Here is a 23519-nt window from a genome sequence, read left to right on the forward strand (position 1 = left end):
CGGCTCGGGTTACCGGTCGCCGTAGAAGTAGAGAGGCTGGTTGACCGGCGTGGCCGTGGCGCCGGTGAGAGAGACCGTGGTGACCGTCGCCACGAGCGCCGCCACGGCGACGCCGATGATCGCTGCTAAGAGGATCTTTATCACGGGGGGTTCCTCCTCGAGCGGACAAATGGTGCGGGTCCGTCCCAACCTAGAACCAATTCTTGCTACTCGGAAGTAGCTCTGCGAAATCTTTATAAATCCCCTGATCAGGACACGTGTCGGGACGGCATGGGACCGTCGAACCGGTAGAGCCGCAGGTCACCCGTACCGACCAGCACTCTTGCGCTCCTTAGCCATACGCCGAACCGCTGCCGCTCTTCAACTGTCCCCGCGTTGACTATCACGTAGCGAAATCCCGCCGCGGGAAGATCGGGCGAGGGCCCTTCTAGTACGTGTTCTACCGCCTGGGCGCGCGAGTCCTCGCTCTTCACGACCATGTCACCCACCCGTACGACGTCGTTGGAGACCACCCGCCGCCCCGGCACGGCGAAGAAACGCTGCGCGGGATCCAGCACAGCGCGCCCCCCGTTCCACGGGAACCGCCGGTAGGACTCGAACGGCAGCACCAGCACGTCCCCCGGCTCCCGATCGCGCCGGATCACCTCACGCGCGGCGGTCCAGCTCTCCGGATAGGAGACGGCCCCCAGCGTCCCGAGCGACCCCCAGGCCATGGTGGGCAGCACGGCCACCGGCACCAGCGCCATCGCGACGACCCACACCCGCTCGCGCGCGACCGACTCGACGAGCAGCCCGAGCCCCAGAGCCGCCACCAGCGCCAGCGGCGCCACGAACTGCTGGGCGTCCCTGAACACCGCGAACCCGCCCCACACCCCCACCAGCCACGCGAACGCCTCCCGCCCCGGCCCGGTGACGCCCGCGCACGCGATGCCCAGCCCGGCCAGGGCCGCCACGGCCAGCCCCTTCTTGTACGGCACGTCTCCCCGCAGGAAGAACACGATCCCGGCCAGCGTGAGCAGCAGCCTGGCCGCCGCCCCGACGAAGGCGCCGTAACCAGGAGGAACCGCGTACGCGTTCCAGATCCCGCCCAACGACAGCAGGCTCCCCACCGCGCCGAACGGCGTGTCGGCCCTGGCCGCGAACGCGTACACACCGACCGGGTCGCCGGCGATCCCCTCGGGCCGCAGCGCGGTGGGCACCAGCCACGGCAGGCTGAACGCCGCCAGCAGCCCCGCCACCGGCAGGACCCGCCGAGCCACCGGAAGCGCCGTGATCGCGGTGACCGTCATCGCCGCGAACCCACCGACCGCCGCGGGCAGCATGGCCACCGCCACCCGCCGCCCCGTCCACGCGGCCCGCACCACCCACGGCAGCCCGGCGTACCCGAGCAGCAGCGCCCACTGCCCCATCAGCAGCCGCTCGGCCACGTACGGATTCCACACGTAGAACGCGCCCGCCACCAGCCGTGGCCCCAGCGACTCCGACGGCAGCAGCAGCGCGGCCCCCGAGCACCCCAGCACGAAGATCCCCAGCAGGATCGCCTTCTGCACCAGCTCGGCAGGGAGCACCAGCGACAGCGCGGTCACCACGGCGTCGCTCGGGACGACCCGCGCGGCCCCGCCCGCCAGCCCGAACGTCCACGCCGTGAACGACGGGTCAGGCACGAACACCATGTCCTGGAGCAGCGTGAAACCCCAGCCCAACGCGGGTCCGAGCGCCAGGCAGCCGAGCGCGAGCCCGAGGAGGGCGGAGGCGTGCCCGGCTCGGGGCGTGTGCGGCATCCCGCTATGAGATCACAACCGTGCTACGGACATTCCACGGCCGACCCCGAAGTGGTTGAGTCGTCGCGGGGGTGATGTTCAGGGTGGCTACAGCGGGGGCGCGCCAGTGGTCGCGCAGCGGCGACGCCGTGCTCGCCGCAGGTCTGGTGATGGTCGCGGTCCAGCTCGTGTGGAAGTTCGAGCTGGTCAGGCGGACGTACTTCCGCCAGGACGACTTCATGTTCATCGCCAGGGGGCTGGAGAGCCCGCTGTCCTGGGACTACCTCATGCGGGTCGACTTCGGCCACCTGATGCCGGGGGCGTTCGCGATCCACTGGGCGATGGGCCGGCTCGGCGTCTACAACGACGCCCTCGCGCACGTGCTCACGATCAGCCTGCAGGCGGCGGCCGGCCTGGCGCTGCTGCGGCTGCTGCGGCTGCTGTTCGGGGCGCGTCCGGCGATCCTCGTCCCGCTCGGGTTCTACCTGCTGACGCCGATGACGATCCCGGGGCTGTCGTGGTGGGCGGTGGTGGCCGAGACGCTGCCGTTCCAGATCGCGCTGCCGATGGCGCTCGCCTCCCACGTTCACTACACCCGCACCGGGCGCTTCAGGCACGCGGTGGCGGCGGCCGGGTGGACGGTGTTCGGGATGGTGTTCTTCGTGAAGGCGCCGTTCATCCTGGTGCTGGCCTTCGTGCTCACGCTCGGGTGGCTGGGCGGGCTGCGGCTGTGGCGGGGGTGGCTGCTCTACCTGGGCGTGCTCGTCCCGTACGCGGTGCTGTTCTTCCGGCAGCTGTTCACGTCGGTGCAGCTCACGAACGACACGTTCCGGCCCATGCTGCCCAGCGCCGAGGTCGCGGCGAAGTCGGCGTGGACGCTGCTGACCGGCTCCCTCCTGCCCACGTCGCTGGGCGGCCCCTGGCGGTGGCAGCCGATCGGCGAGGACTACGCGCTGGCCGCCACGCCGCCCGCACTCGTCTGGGTGAGCCTGGCGGTCGCGGGCGTCGCCGTGGGCGTGTCCGTGATCTGGCGGCGGCGGGCCTGGCTGGCGTGGCTGACCCTGCTGGGCTACTTCCTGCTGGCCGACGTGGTGCCGATCATGCTGGGGCGGGTCGAGCTGCTCGGTCCCGATCTGAGCGGGTTCGAGCTGCGGTACGTCTCCTCCACGGCCACGGTCGTGGCCCTGGTCATCGGGCTGGCGTTCATCCCGGTCGAGGGCGAGGAGCGGCCCTGGCGCCGCCCCGCGCTCCGGCTCAGGTGGGCGTGGGTGCCGGTGGCGGCCGTGTTCGCGGCGGGCTCGGTGTGGTCGGTCACCGCCTACGCTGACCGACCGCTCGGCGCGAACGTCAGGAGCTACGTGGAGACCGCCAGGCAGGCGCTGGCACGCCTGCCCGCGGGCTCGGTCGTCCTGGACACCTACGTGCCCGCCAAGATCGCGTTCCCGGTCTTCTTCTATGACTACGCGCTGCAGTCCCGCGTCCTCGGCCCGACCGCGCCCCGCGAGGTCACCTGGGCCAGGAGGCTCGCCGGCCCCCTGGCCCAGCCGCTGATCTTCGACGAGCAGGGCCGGCTGCGGCCGGTGGCGATCGACGGCGTCACGATCCCGTCCGGCGCCTCCTGCACCCCGGTCGGACGGGCCGAGGTGCGCCTGCGGCTGCCCGTCCCTATCCCGGACGGCGAGCACACCGTCCAGATCACCTACCTGAACGGCGCACCGACCACCCTGGACGTGCGGCTCGGGGCGGCGCGGAGCACCGCCGTGCCCGCGGGCAGCGACCTGGGCACGACGTACGCGACGATCAGCGGCGGCGGGAGCGAGCTGGCCGTCCGCGCGGCCGGCCCCGGCTCCTGCGTCGGCGAGATCAAGATCGGCGTCCCGGTCCCGGCCGAGAACGTCGCGCCCGTCCCGCCGCAGCCCGTCCGCTAGTCCCTCGGCAGGCCCAGCATGCGCTCGCCAATGATGTTGAGCTGCACCTCCGTGGTGCCGCCGTAGATGGTCATCGCCCTGGTGGCGAGCACCGCCCGGTTCCAGTAGCCCGCGTCGCCGAGCTTGATGTCGGCGGCCACGACCGCCGACGGGCCGAGCAGCTCGACCGCCGTCTCCGAGACGTGCTGGGCGTGAGAGGTGGACAGCAGCTTCCGTACGGAGGCGTCCGCGCCCGGCTCGGCCCCGGCCAGCTGCTTGAGCGTGACCCGCAGCGAGAGCGCGTTGATCGAGTGGCCCTCGCAGACCACCTCGGCCACCTGCTGCTCCTCGGCCGGCGTCAGCTCGCGGCCGAGCCGCCCGATCAGGCCCAGCAGGTCGGGCACGGAGGCGCCGGTGCCGCCGGAGCCGGACGACAGCGAGACGCGCTCGTTCGAGAGCGTGTTGCGGGCGACCTTCCAGCCGTCGCCGACCTCGCCCACAACCAGGTCGTCGGGGACGAAGACGCCGTCGAGGAAGACCTCGTTGAACAGGTTCTCGCCGGTCATCTCGGTCAGCGGCCTGACGGTGACGCCCGGGGCCTTCATGTCGACCAGGAAGTACGTGATGCCTTCGTGCTTGGAGCCGTCGCTGGAGTTGCGGGCGATGCAGATGCCCCACTCGGCCACGTGGGCGACGGAGGTCCAGATCTTCTGCCCGGTGAGCGTCCAGCCGCCCTCGACCTTCTCGGCCTTCATCTGCAGCGAGGCCAGGTCGGAGCCGGCGCCCGGCTCGGAGAAGAGCTGGCACCAGATCATCTCGCCGCTGAGCGTCTTCGGCAGGAAGCGCTCCTGCTGCTCCTGGGTGCCGTACGCGGCGATGGACGGCACCACCCACGCACCGATGATCATCGCGGGCAGCTTGACCTTGGCGGCCTTGAGCTCCTGGGCGATCAGCACCTGCTCCAGCGGCTTGGCGTCACGGCCCCACGGCCTGGGCAGGTGCGGCATGACGAAGCCGCGCCCGGCCAGGGCCCGCTTCTGCTCCTTGCCCTCCAACTGGGCGATCTCCGCGATCTCGGCGCGGATCGACTCGCGCAGCTCCTCGGCGTCCTCGGGCAGGTCGATCACCATCTCGCGCGAGACGCCCTGCAGGGCCAGCTCGGTCACCTTGGCCGCCCACTCGGCCGACGAGCCGAGCAGGGCACGCAGCGTGAGGGCGCGGCGGTAGTAGAGGTGGACGTCGTGCTCGAAGGTGTAGCCGATGCCGCCGAACGTCTGGATGGCGTCCTTGGCGCACTGGACGGCGGCGTCGGGGGCCATCACGCCGGCGATGGCGGCGGCGTAGTCCAACTCCCTGGCTGCGTCGATGGTCGCGCTCCCTCGGCCCTCCGTTGGCATCGGGCTGGACGCCCTCGCTCTCTCCGGCCCGGCTCGCCGCTCCGCCGCGCGAGTGGCGTCCCAGACGGTGGCCCGAGCCTGCTCGAGGGCGACGAGCATGCGGGAGAGCTTGTGCTTGATGCCCTGGAACTGGCCGATCGGGCGGCCGAACTGGACGCGTACCTTGGCGTATTCGGCGGCGGCCGTGACGCACCAGGAGGCCAGGCCCGCCGCCTCGGCGCCGAGCAGGATCGCGGCGATGTTGCGCACGTCGGAGCTCTGGACGCCGCCCAGGATGCCCTCGGCGGGCACGACGACCTCCGACAGCTCCACCTTGGCCACCGGCCTGGTCAGGTCGAGGGACTTGACCGGGGTGACGGTGGCGGAGGAGGCGTCGACGAGGACCCATTCCTCACCGTCGTCCGTGGCGACCGGCAGCACGAGCGCGTCGGCCAGCGAGCCGCCGAGCACGTGGTCGGCCGTGCCGGAGACGACCAGGGAGCCGTCCTCCGTGCGGGTGCCGCTCAACGTGCCGGTCAGCGCGACGGCGCCGGTCAGGGTGCCGTCGGCGAACGACTCCAGGTGCTCGGGACGCTTCGAGGCGTTGATCACGGCACTGGCCAGCACGGTCGGCACGTAGGGCCCCGGAGCCATGCGCTCGGCCAGCGCCTCGACGGCCACGGCCGTCTCCAGCAGCCCGTAGCCGGAGCCGCCGTGCTCCTCGGGCACATGCAGGCCGAGCAGCCCCTGTTCGGCGAGGCCCGGCCAGAACGCGGGGCGCGTGTCCGCCCCGGCACGCAGCAGCTCCGACGGGATGTTCCGCTCGGCCCAGCCGCTCACCGACTCGCGGAGCGCCTCGTGCTCCTCGCTCAACCCGATCGCCATGCTCATCCTCCATGCCAGGTCCGGCCATCACCCAGAACCATATTCTAGAGGATGCTTCTGGGCCTAGAGCGGGCGAATCCGTTCCACGAGGGTGTTGATGTCGCGCCAGTGCTTCTTGTGCGCCTCGGGGATGGAGGCCAGGAGCATCGCGGGCTTGGTCTTGCCCACCTCGACGACCGTCACCATGGCCTGGGCGACCTGCTCCTTGCCGCTGAGGGTGTAGGTGACCTGGTAGCCGAGCGTCCAGCCCTTGCCGACCGGGATCTTCTTGGAGGCGGTCCAGGTGAGCGTGGCGCCTTGAGGGTACTGGGTGGTGATCGCCCAGCGGGCGGCCTCGACGGCGAGCGCGCGGTAGTCGGCGTCCTTCGAGGGCTCCTTCGCGGGCGAGTCACCTGGGAACATGGCCGAGGCGATCACCGTGGGCGGGACGGCCACCTTGCCGATGCGCTGCGCGGCCGAGAACGGCGGGAACGACTTGGCCTTCCACGGCGCGGCCAGGCTGGGATAGCTGATCCCGGTGTTCTTGTCACTGACGATGCCGATGACCACGGACGCCGTGCCCGACAGGGTCGGGTACTTCCTGCTCGCCGGCGCCGCCGGCAGCGCGACCCGGCTCGCGGTGCCGCTCGGAGCCGGGGCCGCGGAGCCGGCGGAGGCCGGTGCGGGGGCGACGGAGGCGCCCCGCTCGGCGGCCTTCTTGTTGGCGGGCACGTCGCCGGAGAAGAGCATGAAGATCAGGAACACGGCCAGGACGGTGCCGATGATGGCGGCGACAAGGTAGACGACCTTCATCGGGATGTCGCCGATGCCACGCTTCGGCGGCTCCGGGATGGGCGGCAGCGAGGACAGCACACTGTCCGGAGGCTGCTGCTCCGGGACCTGCTGAGCGGGGAGCCGCTGTGCCGGTGGGCGGGGGATCTGGACCGTCTCCTCGGACGGCAGGACGACCTTACGGAACGGGGTGGTGGGTGAATCGTGCGAGGGCATCTGGTCGCCGACATCCGCCATGACCTCGAGATTACGTCACAAGCGAGCATTCTGTATGGTCTGCGGATATGAGGGGTTTCTATGAGATCGCTGTCAACGACCCCCAACGTCCCGCCCTCCTCGGCGACGCGGGCGCCACCTACGGAGAGCTGCTCGCCCGGGTCAACCAGGCCTCCAACGGCCTGGCCTCCCGCGGGGTCGCGCCCGGCGACCGCGTGGTCACCGTGCTGAAGAACGGGCTCGACGCGCTCACCATGATGCTCGCGACATACCAGACCGGCGCGTACCTCGTCCCCGTGAACTGGCACTTCACGGGCGAGGAGATCGACTACATCGTGGCCGACTGCGGGGCGGGGGTGGTGGTCTCGCCGGAGGGTCTCACGGTCGGCGAGCTCGTCTCGGGGCAGCCCGCCGACCCGCCCGCGGACCGGCGGGCCGGGTCCATGATGCTCTACACCTCGGGTACGACGGGACGGCCCAAGGGAGTGCGGCGGCGGCTGCTGGACCTGACGCCGGAGGAGCTGTACCCGATCCTGATGCGGAAGAGCTGGCGGCATTTCGGGCTGCCGTTCGGCGGGGTGCACCTGGTGTGCTCGCAGCTCTACCACTCGGCGCCGTACGGGCAGGCCATGATGGCGCTGCAGTTCGGGCACGCGATCGTGGCGCCGGAGCGGTTCGAGGCCGCCGAGGCGCTGCGGCTGATCGAGCGGTATCGGGTGACGAACGCGTTCATGGTGCCCACGATGTTCCACCGGCTGCTGGGGGTGCCGGACCGGGAGTCGTACGACCTGTCGTCCCTCACCCACCTCTACCACGGGGCGGCCCCGTGCCCGCCGGCCACCAAGAAGGCCATGATCGACTGGCTCGGGCCCGTGCTGTGGGAGTACTACGGGTCCACCGAAGCGGCCGTGGCGACCATGGTGTCGTCGGAGGAGTGGCTGGTCAGGCCCGGCACGGTCGGCAGGGCGCTGGACGGGATGACGTTCACGATCGTCGGGGAGGACGGCCGGGAGGTGGAGCCCGGATCGCCGGGGCTCGTCTACATCGGCGGGATCAACCGGTTCGAGTACCACGGCGACCCGGACAAGACGGCGGCGGCGATGCGCGGGCAGGCGTACACCCCGGGCGACATCGGCTACCTCGACGAGGACGGCTACCTGTTCCTGCTGGACCGGCGGACCGACCTGATCATCTCCGGCGGGGTCAACATCTACCCGGCCGAGATCGAGGCCGTGCTGCTCGAGCACCCTTCCGTCGCGGACGTGGCGGTGATCGGCGTACCGGACCCGGAGTGGGGCCAGAAGGTCGTCGCGCTCGTGCAGCCGGCGGCCGGGATCACGGGCTCGGACGAGCTCACGCGGGAGCTGCTGCGGCACTGCGAGCCCCGGCTGGCCAGGCTCAAGCACCCGCGCGTGATCGAGTACCGCGAGTCGTTGCCGCGCACGCCCACAGGCAAGCTGAGCAGGCGTAACGTCCGGGAAGCGTATCTTTCTGGCTGAGGGGGCACACTCCTGCCATGAAGAGGATCGTCGCGGGACTGGCCACCGCTGCCGTGCTGCTCACCGGCTGCGGACCCGCTCCCACGTCCAGAGCCACGTTGTCGGGCTCGCCCACTTCATCGCCGGCCGCTTCGTCCCCGTCCCCGGCTTCGCCCTCCCCGATGTCGCTGGAGTCCCTCGAGGCGGCGTACGAGGACGTCATCGCCAACGTGCTGCCGTCCATCGTGCAGATCAACACCAAGGTCGGGCTCGGGTCCGGCATCGTGTACGACACCGCCGGACACATCATCACCAACGCCCACGTGGTCGGACAGTCCACCAAGATGGAGGTCACGATCGCCACCGGCGGCGCCCCGCGCCCGGCCAGGCTGGTCAAGTCCTTCGAGGCGGGCGACCTCGCGGTGATCAAGGTGGACCACCCCGACGGGTTGCGGCCCGCGAAGTTCGGCGACTCGGCCAAGGTGCGGGTCGGGCAGATCGTGCTCGCCATGGGCAACCCGCTGGGCCTGTCGGGCAGCGTGACGAACGGGATCGTCTCGGCCATCGGCCGTACCATCTCCGAGCCGCAGGAGGAGGGCTCGCCGGGCGCCACGATCGCCGGCGCCATCCAGACCTCGGCCGCGATCAACCCGGGCAACAGCGGCGGGGCGCTCGTGGACCTGTCGGGCCGGGTGATCGGCATTCCCACGCTCGCCGCCACCGACCCCGACCTGGGCGGGGGCACCGCGCCCGGCATCGGCTTCGCGATCCCGAGCAACACCGCCACGGACATCGCCGCCCAGATCGTCAAGCAGGGCAGGGTCACCAACAGCCACCGGGCCGCACTCGGCATCAGGGGCAGCACGGTGATCGGCTCGGACGGAAGGCCGACCGGGGTGGGCGTGGTACGCGCCGAGCCGGGCGGTGCCGCCGCCAAGGCCGGGATCCGCGCCGGTGACCTGATCGTCTCGATCAACGGCAAGAAGACGCCGACGATGGCGGTCCTGGCGGAGACCATCGCCGCCCTCAAGCCCGGCGACCAGGCCAAGATCGGCGTCCTCCATCCGGACGGGAGCACGAAGACGGTCACCGTGACTCTGGGCCAACTACGGAGCGAGTAACCCCCGCAGTCACTGCTTGGCGGTGAAGACGACCTCCACGCGCCGGTTCTGGGCGCGGTTCTTCTCGTTGGGCTTCCCGTCCACCATGTTCGGCCGCTTGGGCCGGCTCTCGCCGTACCCCCGCGCCTCGAGGGTCACGCCCGCCCCGGCGAGCAACCCGCGCATGGCCGCCTCGACGGCCTGAGCCCGGCGCTGCGACAGCGTGACGTTGTACGCCTCGCTCCCCTGGTCGTCCGTATGCCCCTCGATCTTGACCACCCCGCCCGCTCCGTCGGCCTTCACCTTCCCGGCCACCTGCGAGAGCCGCTGCCTGGCCTTGGCGGTCAGCTGCCACTTGTCCAGCGCGAACAGCACGTCGCTGGTGAGCGCGACCGTCACCTGGCGTCCCTGCTTGGTCTCGCTCTCGGTCCCGTCCAGCGACTCGACCTCGCCGATGATGTCCTCGACGGGCAGCACCAGGTCCTCCACGGCCCCGGTGGCATCGGCGGGCGGGCTGGGCGCGGGGGTGGGGGACAGGACGAGGGCCAGGGCGACGCTAAGAGATCGGAACATCGGTCAACACGCCGATCATCGGCAGCTCGATGTTGATCTTCGTGACGTCCGCGGGAGGAGCGGCGAAGATCGCGTACAGCGTGGACGCCTCCCCCTTCTCCAGCCACTGGCCCTGGGTGCCGGAGCAGACGCACGTGGCGTTCTCGTCCGTGCCGTTGCGGGCCACCCGGTAGCGCTTGGCGTTCACCGGGTCGATCAGCGAGACGCCCGCGACGGAGAAGTCCAGCGGCGCGGTGCCCATGCCGTTGTGCAGGTTGACCTTGCCGTCGAGCGAGGTGACCGTCCAGTTGAGTGTGAGGGTCCTGCCCTGGCGCTTGAGCGCGGTGATGTCGGCCCGGGCCTTGCCGTGCGCGCCACCCGCGTACACGTCGGCCTCGCGGGAGGCGATCACCTTGGTGTCCTGCGGGGGCGCGCTCTGCTGCGCCTGCGCGGGGGCCGTGTCCGGCTGCTTCTCTGCGGGGGTCGCGTCCGGCTGCTTCTCGGTGGGGGTATCGGCGACGGCATGCGACGGCTGCCGCTCCTCGCCGCCGCCGCCCTGCCTGCCGGGGAGCACGCCGCAGCCCGCCAGCGTGACGGCCGCGACAGCCAGCGCGATCGTCTTTCGCATTCTGTGATCACCTTCGTCGTCCGGGGGTATGGCCCTCACCGTAGGGAAGCGACGTTCAGGATCCGCATAGTCGCCTATATCCGCCCGCCACGCCGCCTACGGGCCTCCTGCGCGAGCCGTTCGGCGCCGGCCCGGCCCTGCTCGTCACCGAGGCGGTCAAACTCTCCCATAGCTCGCGTAAGCGCCTCAACCGCCTCATCCATGTCGTCGAGGTCGAGCGCGGCGTGGGCGAGCGCCATCAGGGCCTGCGCGGTACCCCTGCGGTCGCCGTACGAGATGAAGGTCTCCAGCGACTCGCGTGCGAACCCGGCGGCGGAGCCGGGCGCTCCTTCCGCCCTGGCGATCTCGGCCAGGACGAGCAGCGCCGCCGCCTCGGGCAGCCGGTCCCCCAGGCGGCGGTTGATCCGCAGCCGCCGCTCCACGCAGTCGCGGGCCTCGGCGCGCCTGCCGGCGCCGAGGTGCACCCGAGCCAGGTCGAGCAGCGCCTCCGCCTCGCCACGCGGATCCCCGAGGTCCTGGTAGGCACTCAGGCTCCGGTCGAGCGCGCCGGCGTCCCGGCGCAGCGCGCCCAGCGCCCGTAAGGCGTCGGCCCGGCCGCGCCGGTCCCCGGCCTCCTCGAAGACCCGCAGGGCCCGCACGAACGCCTGCTCCGCCTGCTCCGGCCGGGCCTGGACGAGGCCGAGCCTGAGCGTGATCCTGGCCAGCTCCAGCCCTTCCACCAGGGGCTGCGCCGCCCGGAGCGCCGCGGCCGCCGCTTCCGTGCGGCCCTCGGCCCTGTGCAGGTCGGCCAGGCCGCGCAGCAGGAGCGCCTCGCCGTGCCGGTGGCCCACCGCCCTGGCCGCGTCGAGCCCGGTCGCCGTGGTCACGTGCCAGTCGTCGTGGTGCGCGCCCAGCTCGAACAGCGGCGTCAGGTAGAACGCCAGCCGCCAGGCGGCCTCGTACAGGCCCGCCCGGTAGAAGTCCTCGACGGTCGCCACCAGGAACCGGCGCTCGGCGCTCAGCCACCGCGCCTCCTGCCGCAGCCGGCCGGTCTCCAGGCCCTGCCCGACGGCCGCGGCTCCGGGCGGATGGACCTCGGTACGGCCGGTGCCGGGCTCGGCCGGGAGGAGGGCGGCTCTGGCCTGCCTGGTCCGTTCGAGGATCGCGCCCGCCCTGGCCGCCAGCACGCCTGCCGCGCCGCCGTCCTCCTCCGCGAGGCGCTCGGCGGCGTAGAGCCTGGTCAGGTCGTGCCACCCGTACCGCTCCTGGCCCGCCTCGTCCAGGCCGCGCGACTGCAGCAGCCCGGCCTCGGCGAGCGGCTCCAGGTCCGTGTCGAGGACCCAGGACGCGAAGTCGGGCGCCGACAGCGCGCCGAGCCCGCGCAGCAGCCGCCGCTCCGGGTCCGGCAGGCCCCGGTAGCCGAGCGCCAGGCTGCCCCGTACGGCCAGGTCGCCCGCGCTGAGCTCGTCGAGCCTGCGCCGCTCGTCCCCGAGGCGGCCCGCCAGGTGGTCGAGCGTCCACCCCGGTTTCCTGGCCAGCCGGGACCCGGCGATGCGCAGGGCCAGCGGCAGGTGGCCGCAGAGCCGGACGATGCGCAGAGCGGCCTCGGGCTCGGCGCGTACCCTGTGCTGCCCCGCCACCTCGCCAAGCAGCGCCACGGCCTCGTCCTGGCCGAGAACCTCCAGCTCGTACGCCCGCGCCGCCTCCAGCCCGGCCAGCGGCGACCGGCTGGTCACCAGGGTGAGGCTGCCGGGACCGGTCGGCAGCAGCGGGCGCACCTGGGCCTCGTCGGCGGCGTCGTCCAGGACGACGAGCAGCCTCCTGCGGGCCGTCATGCTCCGGTAGAGCCGCACGCGCTCGTCCAGAGCCGGCGGGACCGCGCCGTCCGGGCAGCCCAGCGAGCGCAGCAGGTCCTCCAGGACGGCGCCCGGCGGTCTGGCGCCGAGCGAGGCGTAGAGGCGGCCGTCCGGCCGCTCGATCGCGGTGGCCGCGTGCACGGCGACGGCCGACTTCCCGCAGCCCGGCGGGCCGTGCAGGACGAGGTGCACCGGCGCGGACGCGTGCTCGCGGGCCATCCGGACGATCCAGTCGAGGACCCGCTGCCGGCCGACAAAATCGGAAATGTCGGGCGGAAGCTCATCGACCAGCTGCGAGTGCCGGTCGGCTCGTGTCACCGAGCCGCCCTCGTCGTTCAGGACCCGCTGGTGTGCGGCGGTCAGCTCAGCGCCCGGCTCCAGACCCAGCTCGTCCACCAGCGTCCTGCGCGCGTCCTGGTAGGCACCGAGGGCCTCCGACCTGCGTCCCGCCTGGTGGAGTGCCTCGATGAGGCGCACCCAGGCACGTTCGCGCAGCGGATGCGTCCCGACCAGCGCCCGCAGCTCCCCCACCGCCTCGGCGCCCCGGCCCAGCCGCAGGTCCAGCTCCACCCGCTCCTCCAGCGCGGTCAGACGCAGCTCCTCCAGCGGTACGGCGTGCCCACGGCGCAACGTGGACGACTCGACATCGGCCAGCGCCTGCCCCCGCCACAGCCCCAGTGCCGTCCTGAACGTGCCGGCCGCCTCCTCGACCCGCCCCGACGCACGCTCCTGCCTGGCCGTGGTGACCAGCCGCTCGAACCGGTGGCAGTCGACCTCGTCGCGCCCGACCTCGAGCAGGTAACCGCCCGGCACCGTGCGGATACCGTCCACGAGCTTGCGCAGCGCGCTGACGTACACCCTGAGCACCGAGCCCGCCGACGCCGGCGGCCGGTCGTCCCAGACGACGGAGACCAACCGCTCGACCGGCACCGTCTCGCCGGCCGACAGCAGCAGCGCGGCCAGCAACGCCCGGTGCTTGGCCGGTCCCGGCGGCTGCGCGCCGTCGATCCGCAGCGGCCCGAGCACGCCGAAGCGCACGTTCACGCACCCCTCGGCATCACTGGCCCGCCGGTCGGAGCTCGAAGGAGTCGAAGCGGACCCGCAGGTCGGCGGTGTCGGCGGAGGCGGCGTGGACGCCTGACTCGTTCGGGCCGTAAGGGGCGTCCGCGTCGGACGCCTCCGCGACCAGGCGTTCGTTCAGCCACATCCGCAGCGTCACCTTGCCCCCGCTCTCGCCGCACGCCGCCACGATGCTGTTGACGGCCGCGCTCTGTGTGCTCGCCGGGCCGTACAGGGTCCTGCCCCTGGTGCCCGTGCGGCGCTTGACGATCGTGACCTGGCCCGAACTGCTCACCCCGAACTCGTAGCGGTCTCCGGTGCCCGCCGAGCCGTGGCACCACACACCGTACTCCCCGGACCCCTTCTCGAGGGTGGCCTTCACGCTGACGATCACGCCGCCCTCCGGCTCCTCCCGTGGGGCCGACTTCCACAGCCGCCAGCCGGGCTTGACGGTCAGCTCGTAGCCGGAGTGCGACTGCCGGGCGGTCCCGCCCTCCGACGAGCCGACGGCCCACGAGTCGCCGAAGCCCGCCTCGTACGGCCAGGCCTTCTCCAAGAGCGCGGGCACGACCGCGGCCGCGACGGCGAGCACGAGCGCGGCGGCCCCCGCGATCCACGGCCACCTCCGCCGCTTCCGCTGCCCCCGCTGCCTCCGCACGACAGGCGGCACGGGCGGCACGGTGCCGCCGGTCCAGGTGCGTTCCACCACCTCGGTGGCCGCGGCCAGGCGGGTGCCGCCGACCAGCTCCGCCAGCAGTTGCTGTGCGGTCGGCCGCAAGCGGGGATCCTTGGCCAGGGCCCGCTCCACGACCTGCCTGATCCCCTCGTCGAGCCCGTCCAGCCTGGGCCCCTCCTGCGTGATCCGGTACAGGATCTCCCCGGGCGCGCCGCCCCCGAACGGCAGCCGCCCCGTCCCCGCGAACGCGATCACCCCGCCCCACGCGAACACGTCGGCCGCGGGCGTGAGCGGCTCACCGCGCACCTGCTCGGGCGCCATGAACGCGGGTGTCCCGAGTATCGCCTGGCTGGCCAGGCCGTCGTGCTCGACGAGCTGGGCGATGCCGAAGTCGATCACGCGGGGGCCGAGCGGCGAGAGCAGCACGTTGGACGGCTTGAGGTCGCGATGGATCACCCCGGCCCCGTGGATGGCGCTCAGAGCGGTGGCGATGCCCACCGCGAGCGCCTCCAGGTTCCCGCCCGAGAGCGGCCCCTGATCGTGTACGGCCCGCGCCAGGTCGGGCCCCTTGACGTATTCGGTGACGAGGTAGGCGACGTCGCCGTCGATCCCCGCGTCCAGCACGGGCGCGGTGCAGAACCTGGCCACCCGGCGGGCCGCCGCGACCTCGCGCTGGAACCGCCGTCTGAACGCCGGGTCACGGGCCAGCGCGGGATGGATGACCTTGACCGCGGCCAGGCCACCGGTGGGCGTGGAGGCGAGATGCACCTCGCCCATGCCGCCGCTGCCGAGCAGGCGCCGCAGCGTGTACCCGCCTATGACCTCGTTCATCGCTGACAGATTAGCCAGAACCCGGTTATATCAGACTGATCCCTACCCGGCTGCCTGCGTCAACCGGTAGCGCGACGGCGGGATCCCGTACCGGTCGATGAACGCCTGCCGCAGCGTCTCCGCCGTTCCGAACCCGCACCGCACGGCCACGGACGCCATCGGCAGCGACGTGGAGGCGAGCAGGTGGGCGGCGGCCTCGGTGCGGGCCTGCCGGACGTACCGACCTGGCGTGAGCCCCAGGTGCTTGAGGAACAGCCGGGTGAGATGCCGCTCGCTCACGCCCGCCTCGGCCGCCAGCGCCGGGGTGGTCAGGTCGTCGCGCAGGTGGGCGGCGATGTGCTCGACGGTCCGCTTGACCAGGCTGTTCGCGGGGGCGGGGGCGCTGACGAACATGCTCATCTGCGCCTGGTTACCGGGCCGCTGCAGGTAGGTGACCAGGTTGCGGGCCACCATGCGGGCCAGCTCGGTGCCGTTGTCCTCCTCGACGAAGGCCAGGGTGAGGTCGAGCGCGGCGGTGACGCCGGCGGACGTGGAGACGTTCCCGTCGCGAATGAAGATCGGGTCGGCGTCCACGGTCACCTCGGGGAACCGGGCCGCCAGGGTCTGGGCCTCGCCCCAGTGGGTCGTGGCGCGCCGCCCGTCGAGCAGCCCGGCCGCGGCGAGGATGTACGCTCCCGTGCAGACGGACGCGACGCGGCGGCTCTCCCTGGCCAGCCTGCGGATGTGGCCGACGATGAGCGGGTCGGCGGCGGCGTCCTCGTGGCCGATCCCGCCGGAGATCACCAGCGTGTCGAGCGGCCCGGTGATCCGCTCCAGCGACTGCTGGGCCTGGATGACCAGCCCGGTGGCGGAGGTGATGGCCTGCCCGCCGGGTGTGGCCACGCGCACCTCGTAGTAGGGCGCGGCGCCGTGCCAGTTGGCGTCCTCCAGCGTCGAGGTGACGCATGCGATGTCGAGTAACGCCGCCGCGTGGTAGGCCACGACGACGACCCGTCGTCTCTCCATGGCCTCGACTGTAGGTCCGAAGGACGAAGAACCCAAGTTTCCGGACATCCCTGGCCGCTTCCCTTGGCACCCGACGGCGGCCCCGGAGACAGTCGGGGCATGACGACACCGACAAGCCCGACCACCGGTCGCCGCTGGGGCAGGTTCGCCCTGCACTACGTCGAGATGATCATCGCCATGTTCGCAGGCATGTTCGCGCTCGGCATGCTCGAGTCGGTCCTCGGGCTCAGCGTCTCCCTCGACCGGCAGCCGGACCTCGCGTACCTGCTCATGGCGTTCAACATGTCGGTCGGCATGGCCGTGTGGATGCGGATCCGCCGGCACGGCTGGGCCTCGACGCTGGAGATGTGCGCCGTGATGTTCGTCCCGGTCGTGCCGCTCTTCCCCCTGCTGTGGCTGGGCGTGATCGACGGCGGGGCGCTGATGCTCGTGGCGCACGTGGCGATGCTCCCGCTCATGCTGGCGGCGATGGCGCGCCGCCTCGACGAGTACGCCGGCTGCGCTCACTGAGCGCCTTGCGGTAGCCGTCGAGCACGTCCTGCCGCAGCAGATGCCCGAACCCGGCCCGCTCCAGCCGCAGCCCCAGGGCGGCGGCGCTGATCCGCAGGGTCGCCGCGGCGGCGGGCAGGCTCCAGTCGTGCCCGGCCAGCGTGCTCAGCAGATGGCCGCGCCTGACCTGCGCCTCCGACAGCCTGAACGTCTTCAGGTAGGCCAGCCGCCCGTCCACGTCCGTGATCGTCTCGCCGATGTGGTTCTCGCTCTTCCGCTCGAACGCCGGCAGGAACCGGCTCAGCGTGAAGCGGCCCAGCCGGTACACCTCCTCCACCTGCGCGGGGGCGCGGAGGAGGTCCGCGGCCATCACCGAGTCGTGGAAGCCGGCCCAGTCGCGTTCGGCCCGCACGGCCTCGGCCCGCAGGTCGCCCAGCGAGGAGACCACGCTCTCGTCGATCACCGCGGGGAAGTCTCTGACGGGGTAGAACAGGGCGTAGTCGTAGATCAGCTCGCCGTACATGTCGCGGACGAGCGTCGGGTGCAGCGCCCGGTAGTCCTCAGGGTGGGGCACCACGAAGGCGCTGGCCAGCGCGTCACCGGCGTACAGCAGCAGCCCGCACTGCCCCGGGTAGATCTCGAACACCTTGAGCGCGTCCTCCAGCCCGCTCACCTCCGCCCCGATGTACGCGTCCTCGGCGCGGGACGACAGCCCGTGCGCGAGCGCCTGCCGCGACCACTCCTCCCACGCGACCACGGGACCGCCGAAGTGCAGCGCCAGGAACCCCTCCACGGCCAGGTGCAGCGGCAGGAACCTGAGCCTGCCCTTGTCCACCCGCCTGGCCATCCTGCGCCTGGTCCTGATGCACATGTGCTCCAGCGGCCGCCCGAGCTGGGTGCCGTACGCCGCCGCCGGGGTCCCGTCGTCGCTCCACGACGCGACGAACGCGTGCGGGACGTACGCGGTGTAGACGGTCTTGTCCGGCAGGTACACCATGGACGCCTCGTCGCCGTACACCTTGGCGTGCAGGCGCAGGTCCTCGATGGGCTCGCGGCGCACCAACGGCACCAGCCGCAGCGCGCCCCAGGTCTGCGCGGGCCGCGTGTCCAGCCCCGTGAGATCGATCATCGCGCTGCCGCCCTGTCCTCGAGGTACGCCCTCAGGTCCCCCAGCCCCGCCCGCCCCTCCGCGAACCTGGCCAGCTCCACCAGCGCCGGCAGATCCTCGGCGTCGCGGATGCCGACCGTCGGCACCATGGGCGACAGCCGCCGCACGTCGAACTGCCCGGCGTCGTAGACCGGGTTCACGTGCACGATGCCGACCTCGCCGGCCAGGTCGAGCTTGCGCCGCCAGACCCGCAGCACCTCGCCCGCCAGCCCGGGCGGCGCGTTGTCCCAGCCGTCGGAGACGATGACGAGCAGGCCTGGCCGGTGTTCGAGCGCGTCGATGACGCGCTGTCCCAGCGGCGTGGGCCCGGACGGCCGCGCCTGGAGCGGGTCCGTCCTGAGCGAGAGCCACCGGCCGCGGTAGTCGCCCGCCAGGGCCTCCAGCAGGAAGTGGCAGGCCAGCGCGACCGCCAGGGGGCGGCGGCGCTTCACCGGCGAGCCGAACGAGGAGAAGCTGTCGTCGAGCACCGCCGCGACGCTCCCCCACGTGCCCGCCCGCGCCCCGGCCGCGCGCGCCGCGGCCGCCCGCAGCGCGCCCACCAGCTCGGCGCGGCGCCGCGTCCGCACGTCGGCGCGGAGCGAGAGCACGTACGAGGCCAGCCTGACCAGCGGCATCGCGGCCAGGTCCGCCTCGGTGTCCAGCCCGCCCGCCTGCGCGGACTCCGCCAGCCGGAGGCGTTCCAGCCTGGTCAGCTGGGGCGCGATGCGTTCGAGGAAGACCGCCCTGCTGATGCCGTGGCGGGCCGCGAACCCCTCGGCGACGGTGTACGGGAGCTCGTACAGGGCGCTCTTGTCGTAGTGGGCACGGCGCCAGGCCTCCAGGAGGGGCGTGTCGTACCGGGCGCGGCTGAACGGCGCGAACAGGAAGTCACCCAGCTCGCCCGGGAGCCGCAGGTGGGCGTGCCGCACCGCGGACTTCAGCTGCGTGCGGTACTTCACCGCGTCGAAGGCCAGGTCGGGGCGGCCGGCGAGCCAGTCGCGGATGAGCGCCCTGGTGCGCCTGTTGTTGACGCCGGCACCGCGCAGCCGCTGGAAGAGGCGGTAGACCCTGGGCGGGCTCATCCTGTCCAGCCGCCGGGCGATCAGCCCTCCGTCGCCCTCCGCCCCGCTCAGCAGGTTGGCGATGATCAGGGCGGCGTTGTGGTCGTTGATGTCGAGCGCCAGCGTGGCGGCGTACAGGTCGGGATAGTTGCCCTGGATGTAGCGGTGCAGGAAGTCGAGGGAGAGCCGCTGGTCGCCGGCTGTGCTGTGGAACTCGCGCTGCCCTGTGGAGGTGATGGCCGCGTTCGCGAAGAGCAGGACGTCCTCGCACTCGATCAGGTCAGCGTACGTCTCCATGGGCTCCCCCGGCGGTCGGAGGACTGGCCGGGGAATGGGGGCACGAGCTGCGAAGTATCGCGGTAAAGGCGGATTCCGGAAGTCGCACCGGAGTCCCGCGGCCTGTCTGGTTCCGGACCCTACCGGGCCTTTCCCACCGATGCGACGGGATTTATCCCACCGGCTGCCGCTCAGGACTCGGCTCGGGCGCCGATCCCGCCTGGATGCCGCGGAGCTTGGCGCGGCTGTCCCTGATGACGGAGATCAGCACGTACGCGACCAGCAGCAGCCCGAGGCAGAGGGCATCTGCCGCCCACCAGGGGATGGCGGCGAGCAGCAGATAGCCCTCGCTGTCGCTCAGCCACCTGATCACGGCCGTGACCACGGTCACCACCGCGGTCACCATCAGCCAGCTGCGCAATCGCGGCAGGTTGCCCTCGTTCCACAGCCGGATCCGCCAGCCCATGAACACGGCGAGCACGCCGAGCAGGGCGCAGAACCCGATCAGCCACCACGGCAGGGCGAAAGCGGTCTGCTCGGCGATCTTCGACTGGGCGGTGCGCAGCTCCGTCTGGGTGGCGCGCAGCTCCGCCTCGGCCTTCTGCTGCGCCTCGACGGCGGCGTCGAGCTGCTTCCTCAGCTGGGCCACACTCTGACGCGTCTCCTGGCGCGGGGGCGGCGTGGACGCCTCCGTCGGCAGCATCCGCGCCACGACGGTCAGCATGATCGCGACGAACGACAGCGCCAGGACGATGGCCATGAACAGGTCGATGAAGCGCAGGTCGAGCGGCGGCGCGAACGACCTGGTGGCCCGCTTCCTCACGGCTCCCTCACCAGCGTGTACTTCTGCGGCCTGCTCTCGACCGCGCTCAGCCGCTCCACCGCGGTGCGCAGCGCGTCCAGGCCCTTGACGAGCTCCTCGGTCCTGCCCCTGGACTGGGCCAGCTCCTGGGTGAGCCCCTGCATGGCGGGGGCCGCCTGCTTGGCGGGCAGGCGCGCGATGTAGCTGAGGAACACCTCGTCGGCGGCCACCACGCCGGCCCGCTCGGCCCGCTCGACGAAGGCCATCGCGCCGAACGCGAGCACGCTCAGGAACAGCGCGATCAGGGTGACGCCGAACGCGGACGCCAGCTCGGGCAGCACGTGCTGCTTGAGCGCGGCGATCAGCACCCCGGGGTCTCCCTTGCTGTCCAGGGCGTCGCCGAACGAGCTGACCATCGCGCCCATGGTCAGCGCGGTGCCGATGAACCCGAAGACCGGCAGCGCCCAGATGAGCGCGTGGTCGAGGTGGTGCTTGTTGGCCATCTCGCTGTCGTCCAGCGCGGACCGGGCGCTCAGCACCGCCTCGCAGTCATTGCCGGCCTCGGCCGCCTCCTTGAACAGCTTGAGCCGCCGCGCCACCAGGGTGTCCTCGTTCAGTCGCACCGCGTGGACGTTCGACACCGCCTTCGCGGTCGCGGCGCTCTCCCGCTGGATGTCGGGGATGGCCCTGACGATCCTGAGCACGGCCGTTAAGAAGACCGCGATGATGAGCGCGACCACGAGCTCCGCGGCCGTCGGGGCCGTGCTCGCGCCCACGGCCTGCAGCAGGGATTCCACCAGTCCGGCCGCCATGAGCAGCGCGGAGATCACCAGGCCCACCACAGGCGCGAACGCCGAGTGACGCCAGCCGTACCTTGACACCCTTCAACCTCATTCCGACCCACAATTGTCAGAGGACCACCTAAGCACATACAAAGCACTCATTGGTGGCAGAGAGGTGTCGAATGTGCACCGAGTGTGCCCCCGGAAACACGAGAACCGCCCCTGCCCACCGCGTATCGGCGGGTCAGGGACGGCTGGACAACTGGGGGTTCCCCGCGGGGTTCCCCCTGGACAGCACAAAGGCCCGCGGGAGGAAGCGAAGCTTCCGACCACACGGGCCCTCAAGTGGAGGTGGCGGGAATCGAACCCGCGTCCTTCAACCCCAAGTCAGGGCTTCTCCGGGCGCAGCCTGCTGTGCTTTTCTCAGCCCCGGCGATCACGCAGGCGAGTCGCCGACGGGCTCAGCCACTGTTTGATTTCCCGATCTCCCCCGTGGCCGGGTCGATCGGTTGAGCCTTCTAGCGATGCCAGACACCGGGCCGAAGGCACTCCCGGGCTGACAGTGGTTTCGCTACTTAGGCAGCGAGGCCCAGGGAGTCCTGGGCTACCACAGTGCGCTTGGAATTGGCACTTGTTGTTTGCGGTCACAGGATTAACGAGGTTATGTCCGCAGTCCTCGGCCCGCTTCACCTGGCTTGCAAAGTCGAAGTCGAAGCCAGTCACCCCCTGTGCAGTTGTCAACACACCCGCGTCACCGGGTGAGCAACACGAATGTACAAGAGACAACGCCCTCAACGCCAACTTAATTCCCCATGACGAAACCCCCGGGAGCGTGGCACAGCAGCACGCGCTCCCGGGGGCCGACCGGCAGGGTCGAGCCGGTCCGGACGGCAGGACTTCCCCCGAGATGAAGTCCTGTCTCATCACGGCGACTGGATCCGCAACCCCCCGAGCGGGCCCAGTCACTCAGTAAGACGCAGCCGGAGCCGCCAATGGTTGCTCAGTGTGACGACAATTTCACGGTGAGTTCTGAAGGGCGGCGAAGAAGGCGCCCGCCTCGGCCGCGGCGTCGTAGTTCTTCGCCAGCACCGCGACGGCCACCTCTCCCCGCCAGCCCACGAACCACGTGTACTGGTTGTCCACGGTGGCTTTGACGCCGTACACCCGGTCCTTGCCCGTCCCGGCGCTCATGCCGGCCGCGCCGGCCCGCATCATCGAGGTCAGCGCCGTGCGGACCTCGGGGTCCAGGGGCACGGGAGCGGGCTGCGGAAGCTGCACGGCCTCCGCCGTGGGATCGGGCGACTTGGGGTCGGTGATCAGCACCGGCGGATGCCAGGTGCCCGAGGCCACCGCCGCGGCCACCAGCGCCATGCCGAGCGGACTCACCTCGACGTTCTCGCCCGCGATGGCCTTGGCCTTGTCGGCGTCGCTGGACAGCGTGGGCAGCGAGCCGCTGAACGACTTGAGCGGCAGCCGCCACGACTGCCCCACGCCGAACGCCTTGGCGCTCGCGGTCAGGTCGGCGGCCGAGACGCGGCGGGCCAGCGACGCCAGCGCGGTGACGCAGCCCTTCGCGAAGTTCTCCTGGAAGCTGGCCGACGTGGTCACCCCGGTGGACTGCCCAGCCTGCTGGAACTTGGCGCCGCCGACCGTGCGCTCCTCCGGGCACGCCAGCCGCTGCTTGGGGCTGACCTTGCGCTTGATCAACGCGTCCGCGGCCACGATCGAGAACGCCGTGCCCGCCGGGAACTTGCCGGCCAGCGCGTGCTTCTCCTGATTCATGTCGCCCTTGGCCCCGACCGCGAGGATCTGGCCGGTGTCACGCTGCACCGCCACCAGCGCGCTCGTGCCCGTGTCGGCCGCCGCCTGCTCGGCCGCCGCCTGGACCTGCCGGTCGATCGTGGTCTTCACCGGGACGTTCTGCCGGCCCGGCCACTCCTTGAGCAGCGCGACCTGCTTGCCGGTCTTGAGGTCGAGGGTGATCACCTTGGTCTGCGTGGAGCCGGTCAGGTAGTCCTGGTAGGCCTGCTGCAGGCCGGTCCTGCCGACCGAGTCACCGGCCTTCTCCGGGCCGCCGAGCCGCTGCTCGAGGTCGGGGGTGAGGGCGCTGACGCTGCCGACGATCTGCCGGGGCGGCTCGGGGTTGACCCGCTGGTCCTGCTGCTGCGTCTCGATGCCCTCGATGGTGTCGAGCTTCGCCTTCATGGACTGGTAGCGCGAGCGCCCGAACGTGACCAGCGGCACGAACTTGTCCGGCGGCGACGACCTGATGCGGCTCAGCAGCCGGTCCTGCGCGTAGCCGGTGTACTCGGAGAGCTTCGCGGCCACCTCTTCCGCCTTGTTGCCGATCTTGGCCGGGTAGACGCCCGCGCTGTAGAACACGGTGGTGCTCTGGAGCGGCTCGTCCGTGCGGTCGACTATGGGCTTGCGTGCCTTGGGTTCGATGTCGACCGCGAAGCGCTGCCCCTCCTTGAGCTGCGGGTGCAGCACGGAAGGCGACCAGCGCACCTTCCAGTAGCCGTCCACGAGGTGGAGCGGGAGCATCCCCTCGTACTCCCAGAGCGGGTTGTTCTCGCCCAGGTCGACCTCGGCGTGGAAGTCGGCCTTGGCCTCCTCGCCCGTCATGCTGAGGCTTTTGATCTTGAACCGGAACGAGGCCGCGTCGAGCTCCAGCTTGGTGTCGGACAGCGCCTTGCGCACCACGGCGCGGTCGCCGTCGGCACGGCCCGCGGCCAGGTCGTAGTCGCCCGACTGCCAGCCCACGAGGAAGTCGCGCACCGCGTCGTGCGGCGAGGGCTCCTCGAAGCAGCCTGTCAGAGTGGTGCTCGCGACCGCCAGGGTGGCGGTCGCGGCAAGTATGCGGCGAGCGCGTCTCATCGGGTG

General features: G+C 71.6%; 18 protein-coding genes and 1 other RNA gene. 4 read left to right on the plus strand and 15 right to left on the minus strand.

The genetic code is table 11. The features are described 5' to 3' along the window. Window positions 1-9 precede the first annotated feature (9 nt). Both ABD830_RS33170 and ABD830_RS33175 read right to left on the minus strand, forming a co-directional pair. Window positions 10-144, minus strand: coding sequence for a hypothetical protein (locus ABD830_RS33170; RefSeq protein WP_344996422.1), 135 nt, complete (start codon window positions 142-144; stop codon window positions 10-12). Between the two features lie 104 nt (window positions 145-248). Further along, window positions 249-1781, minus strand: a complete 1533-nt coding sequence (locus ABD830_RS33175) for an MmpA family trehalose lipid delivery protein (protein ID WP_344996425.1) — start codon at window positions 1779-1781, stop codon at window positions 249-251. 83 nt (window positions 1782-1864) lie between these two features. On the opposite strand from ABD830_RS33175, the gene ABD830_RS33180 reads away from it, so the two are divergent. After that, window positions 1865-3688, plus strand: coding sequence for a hypothetical protein (locus ABD830_RS33180; protein WP_344996428.1), 1824 nt, complete (start codon window positions 1865-1867; stop codon window positions 3686-3688). Here ABD830_RS33180 and ABD830_RS33185 read toward each other — a convergent pair. Both ABD830_RS33185 and ABD830_RS33190 read right to left on the minus strand, forming a co-directional pair. Next, window positions 3685-5928, minus strand: coding sequence for an acyl-CoA dehydrogenase family protein (locus tag ABD830_RS33185; protein WP_344996431.1), 2244 nt, complete (start codon window positions 5926-5928; stop codon window positions 3685-3687). The genes ABD830_RS33180 and ABD830_RS33185 overlap by 4 nt on opposite strands. Before the next feature lie 63 nt (window positions 5929-5991). Further along, entirely contained in the window at window positions 5992-6936 is a 945-nt protein-coding gene (locus ABD830_RS33190) for a hypothetical protein (RefSeq protein ID WP_344996434.1), read from the minus strand. Window positions 6937-6983: 47 nt separating this feature from the next. Here ABD830_RS33190 and ABD830_RS33195 point away from each other — a divergent pair, with 47 nt between their 5' ends. Then, on the plus strand, window positions 6984-8414 hold the full coding sequence (locus ABD830_RS33195; protein ID WP_344996436.1) for an AMP-binding protein: 1431 nt from the start codon (window positions 6984-6986) through the stop codon (window positions 8412-8414). 17 nt (window positions 8415-8431) lie between these two features. After that, complete coding sequence (locus ABD830_RS33200) at window positions 8432-9514, plus strand: S1C family serine protease (protein ID WP_344996439.1); 1083 nt, start codon at window positions 8432-8434, stop codon at window positions 9512-9514. Between the two features lie 9 nt (window positions 9515-9523). On the opposite strand, the gene ABD830_RS33205 is transcribed toward ABD830_RS33200, so the two are convergent. The 5 genes from ABD830_RS33205 to ABD830_RS33225 all read right to left on the minus strand — a co-directional run bounded on the left by ABD830_RS33205 (window position 9524) and on the right by ABD830_RS33225 (window position 16079). Further along, window positions 9524-10066: an OmpA family protein gene (locus ABD830_RS33205; RefSeq protein WP_344996442.1), complete on the minus strand. Its 543-nt coding sequence runs from the start codon at window positions 10064-10066 to the stop codon at window positions 9524-9526. Further along, window positions 10050-10673: a hypothetical protein gene (locus tag ABD830_RS33210; protein WP_344996444.1), complete on the minus strand. Its 624-nt coding sequence runs from the start codon at window positions 10671-10673 to the stop codon at window positions 10050-10052. Before ABD830_RS33210 ends, ABD830_RS33205 begins: the two co-directional genes overlap by 17 nt. Window positions 10674-10747: 74 nt before the next feature. Then, window positions 10748-13552 carry an AfsR/SARP family transcriptional regulator gene (locus ABD830_RS33215; RefSeq protein ID WP_344996446.1) on the minus strand — a complete coding sequence of 935 codons (2805 nt, stop codon included), beginning with the start codon at window positions 13550-13552 and terminating at the stop codon, window positions 10748-10750. Between the two features lie 13 nt (window positions 13553-13565). Continuing rightward, window positions 13566-15074, minus strand: coding sequence for a serine/threonine-protein kinase (locus ABD830_RS33220; protein ID WP_344996448.1), 1509 nt, complete (start codon window positions 15072-15074; stop codon window positions 13566-13568). Window positions 15075-15116: 42 nt separating this feature from the next. Next, the gene (locus ABD830_RS33225) at window positions 15117-16079 is read right to left on the minus strand and encodes a GlxA family transcriptional regulator (RefSeq protein ID WP_344996451.1); all 963 of its coding nucleotides are present in this window, start codon (window positions 16077-16079) and stop codon (window positions 15117-15119) included. A gap of 99 nt (window positions 16080-16178) precedes the next feature. Between ABD830_RS33225 and ABD830_RS33230 the strand changes: the two genes are divergently transcribed. Further along, window positions 16179-16589 carry a hypothetical protein gene (locus ABD830_RS33230; RefSeq protein ID WP_344996454.1) on the plus strand — a complete coding sequence of 137 codons (411 nt, stop codon included), beginning with the start codon at window positions 16179-16181 and terminating at the stop codon, window positions 16587-16589. Here ABD830_RS33230 and ABD830_RS33235 read toward each other — a convergent pair. The 6 genes from ABD830_RS33235 to ABD830_RS33260 all read right to left on the minus strand — a co-directional run bounded on the left by ABD830_RS33235 (window position 16534) and on the right by ABD830_RS33260 (window position 23513). After that, the gene (locus tag ABD830_RS33235) at window positions 16534-17697 is read right to left on the minus strand and encodes an ARPP-2 domain-containing protein (protein WP_344996457.1); all 1164 of its coding nucleotides are present in this window, start codon (window positions 17695-17697) and stop codon (window positions 16534-16536) included. The two genes, ABD830_RS33230 and ABD830_RS33235, sit on opposite strands and share 56 nt — an antisense overlap. Then, entirely contained in the window at window positions 17694-19073 is a 1380-nt protein-coding gene (locus ABD830_RS33240) for a hypothetical protein (protein WP_344996460.1), read from the minus strand. Before ABD830_RS33240 ends, ABD830_RS33235 begins: the two co-directional genes overlap by 4 nt. Window positions 19074-19224: 151 nt before the next feature. Then, entirely contained in the window at window positions 19225-19875 is a 651-nt protein-coding gene (locus ABD830_RS33245; protein WP_344996462.1) for a hypothetical protein, read from the minus strand. Further along, window positions 19872-20735, minus strand: a complete 864-nt coding sequence (locus ABD830_RS33250) for a hypothetical protein (RefSeq protein ID WP_344996464.1) — start codon at window positions 20733-20735, stop codon at window positions 19872-19874. Before ABD830_RS33250 ends, ABD830_RS33245 begins: the two co-directional genes overlap by 4 nt. 244 nt (window positions 20736-20979) lie before the next feature. Further along, window positions 20980-21363, minus strand: a transfer-messenger RNA (tmRNA) gene (gene ssrA, locus ABD830_RS33255). Window positions 21364-21653: 290 nt separating this feature from the next. Beyond that, entirely contained in the window at window positions 21654-23513 is a 1860-nt protein-coding gene (locus ABD830_RS33260; RefSeq protein WP_344996467.1) for a penicillin-binding transpeptidase domain-containing protein, read from the minus strand. Between the last annotated feature and the right edge of the window lie 6 nt (window positions 23514-23519).

The organism is Nonomuraea helvata (assembly GCF_039535785.1).
Lineage (GTDB): Bacteria > Actinomycetota > Actinomycetes > Streptosporangiales > Streptosporangiaceae > Nonomuraea > Nonomuraea helvata.

Bases quoted from the DNA above. Each gene is read 5' to 3' on its own strand.
- ABD830_RS33175 (WP_344996425.1), bottom strand. From the start codon at position 1,781: ATGCCGCACACGCCCCGAGCCGGGCACGCCTCCGCCCTCCTCGGGCTC.
- ABD830_RS33185 (WP_344996431.1), bottom strand. From the start codon at position 5,928: ATGGCGATCGGGTTGAGCGAGGAGCACGAGGCGCTCCGCGAGTCGGTG.
- ABD830_RS33190 (WP_344996434.1), bottom strand. From the start codon at position 6,936: ATGGCGGATGTCGGCGACCAGATGCCCTCGCACGATTCACCCACCACC.
- ABD830_RS33195 (WP_344996436.1), top strand. From the start codon at position 6,984: ATGAGGGGTTTCTATGAGATCGCTGTCAACGACCCCCAACGTCCCGCC.
- ABD830_RS33200 (WP_344996439.1), top strand. From the start codon at position 8,432: ATGAAGAGGATCGTCGCGGGACTGGCCACCGCTGCCGTGCTGCTCACC.
- ABD830_RS33205 (WP_344996442.1), bottom strand. From the start codon at position 10,066: ATGTTCCGATCTCTTAGCGTCGCCCTGGCCCTCGTCCTGTCCCCCACC.
- ABD830_RS33210 (WP_344996444.1), bottom strand. From the start codon at position 10,673: ATGCGAAAGACGATCGCGCTGGCTGTCGCGGCCGTCACGCTGGCGGGC.
- ABD830_RS33220 (WP_344996448.1), bottom strand. From the start codon at position 15,074: ATGAACGAGGTCATAGGCGGGTACACGCTGCGGCGCCTGCTCGGCAGC.
- ABD830_RS33225 (WP_344996451.1), bottom strand. From the start codon at position 16,079: ATGGAGAGACGACGGGTCGTCGTCGTGGCCTACCACGCGGCGGCGTTA.
- ABD830_RS33230 (WP_344996454.1), top strand. From the start codon at position 16,179: ATGACGACACCGACAAGCCCGACCACCGGTCGCCGCTGGGGCAGGTTC.
- ABD830_RS33235 (WP_344996457.1), bottom strand. From the start codon at position 17,697: ATGATCGATCTCACGGGGCTGGACACGCGGCCCGCGCAGACCTGGGGC.
- ABD830_RS33240 (WP_344996460.1), bottom strand. From the start codon at position 19,073: ATGGAGACGTACGCTGACCTGATCGAGTGCGAGGACGTCCTGCTCTTC.
- ABD830_RS33260 (WP_344996467.1), bottom strand. From the start codon at position 23,513: ATGAGACGCGCTCGCCGCATACTTGCCGCGACCGCCACCCTGGCGGTC.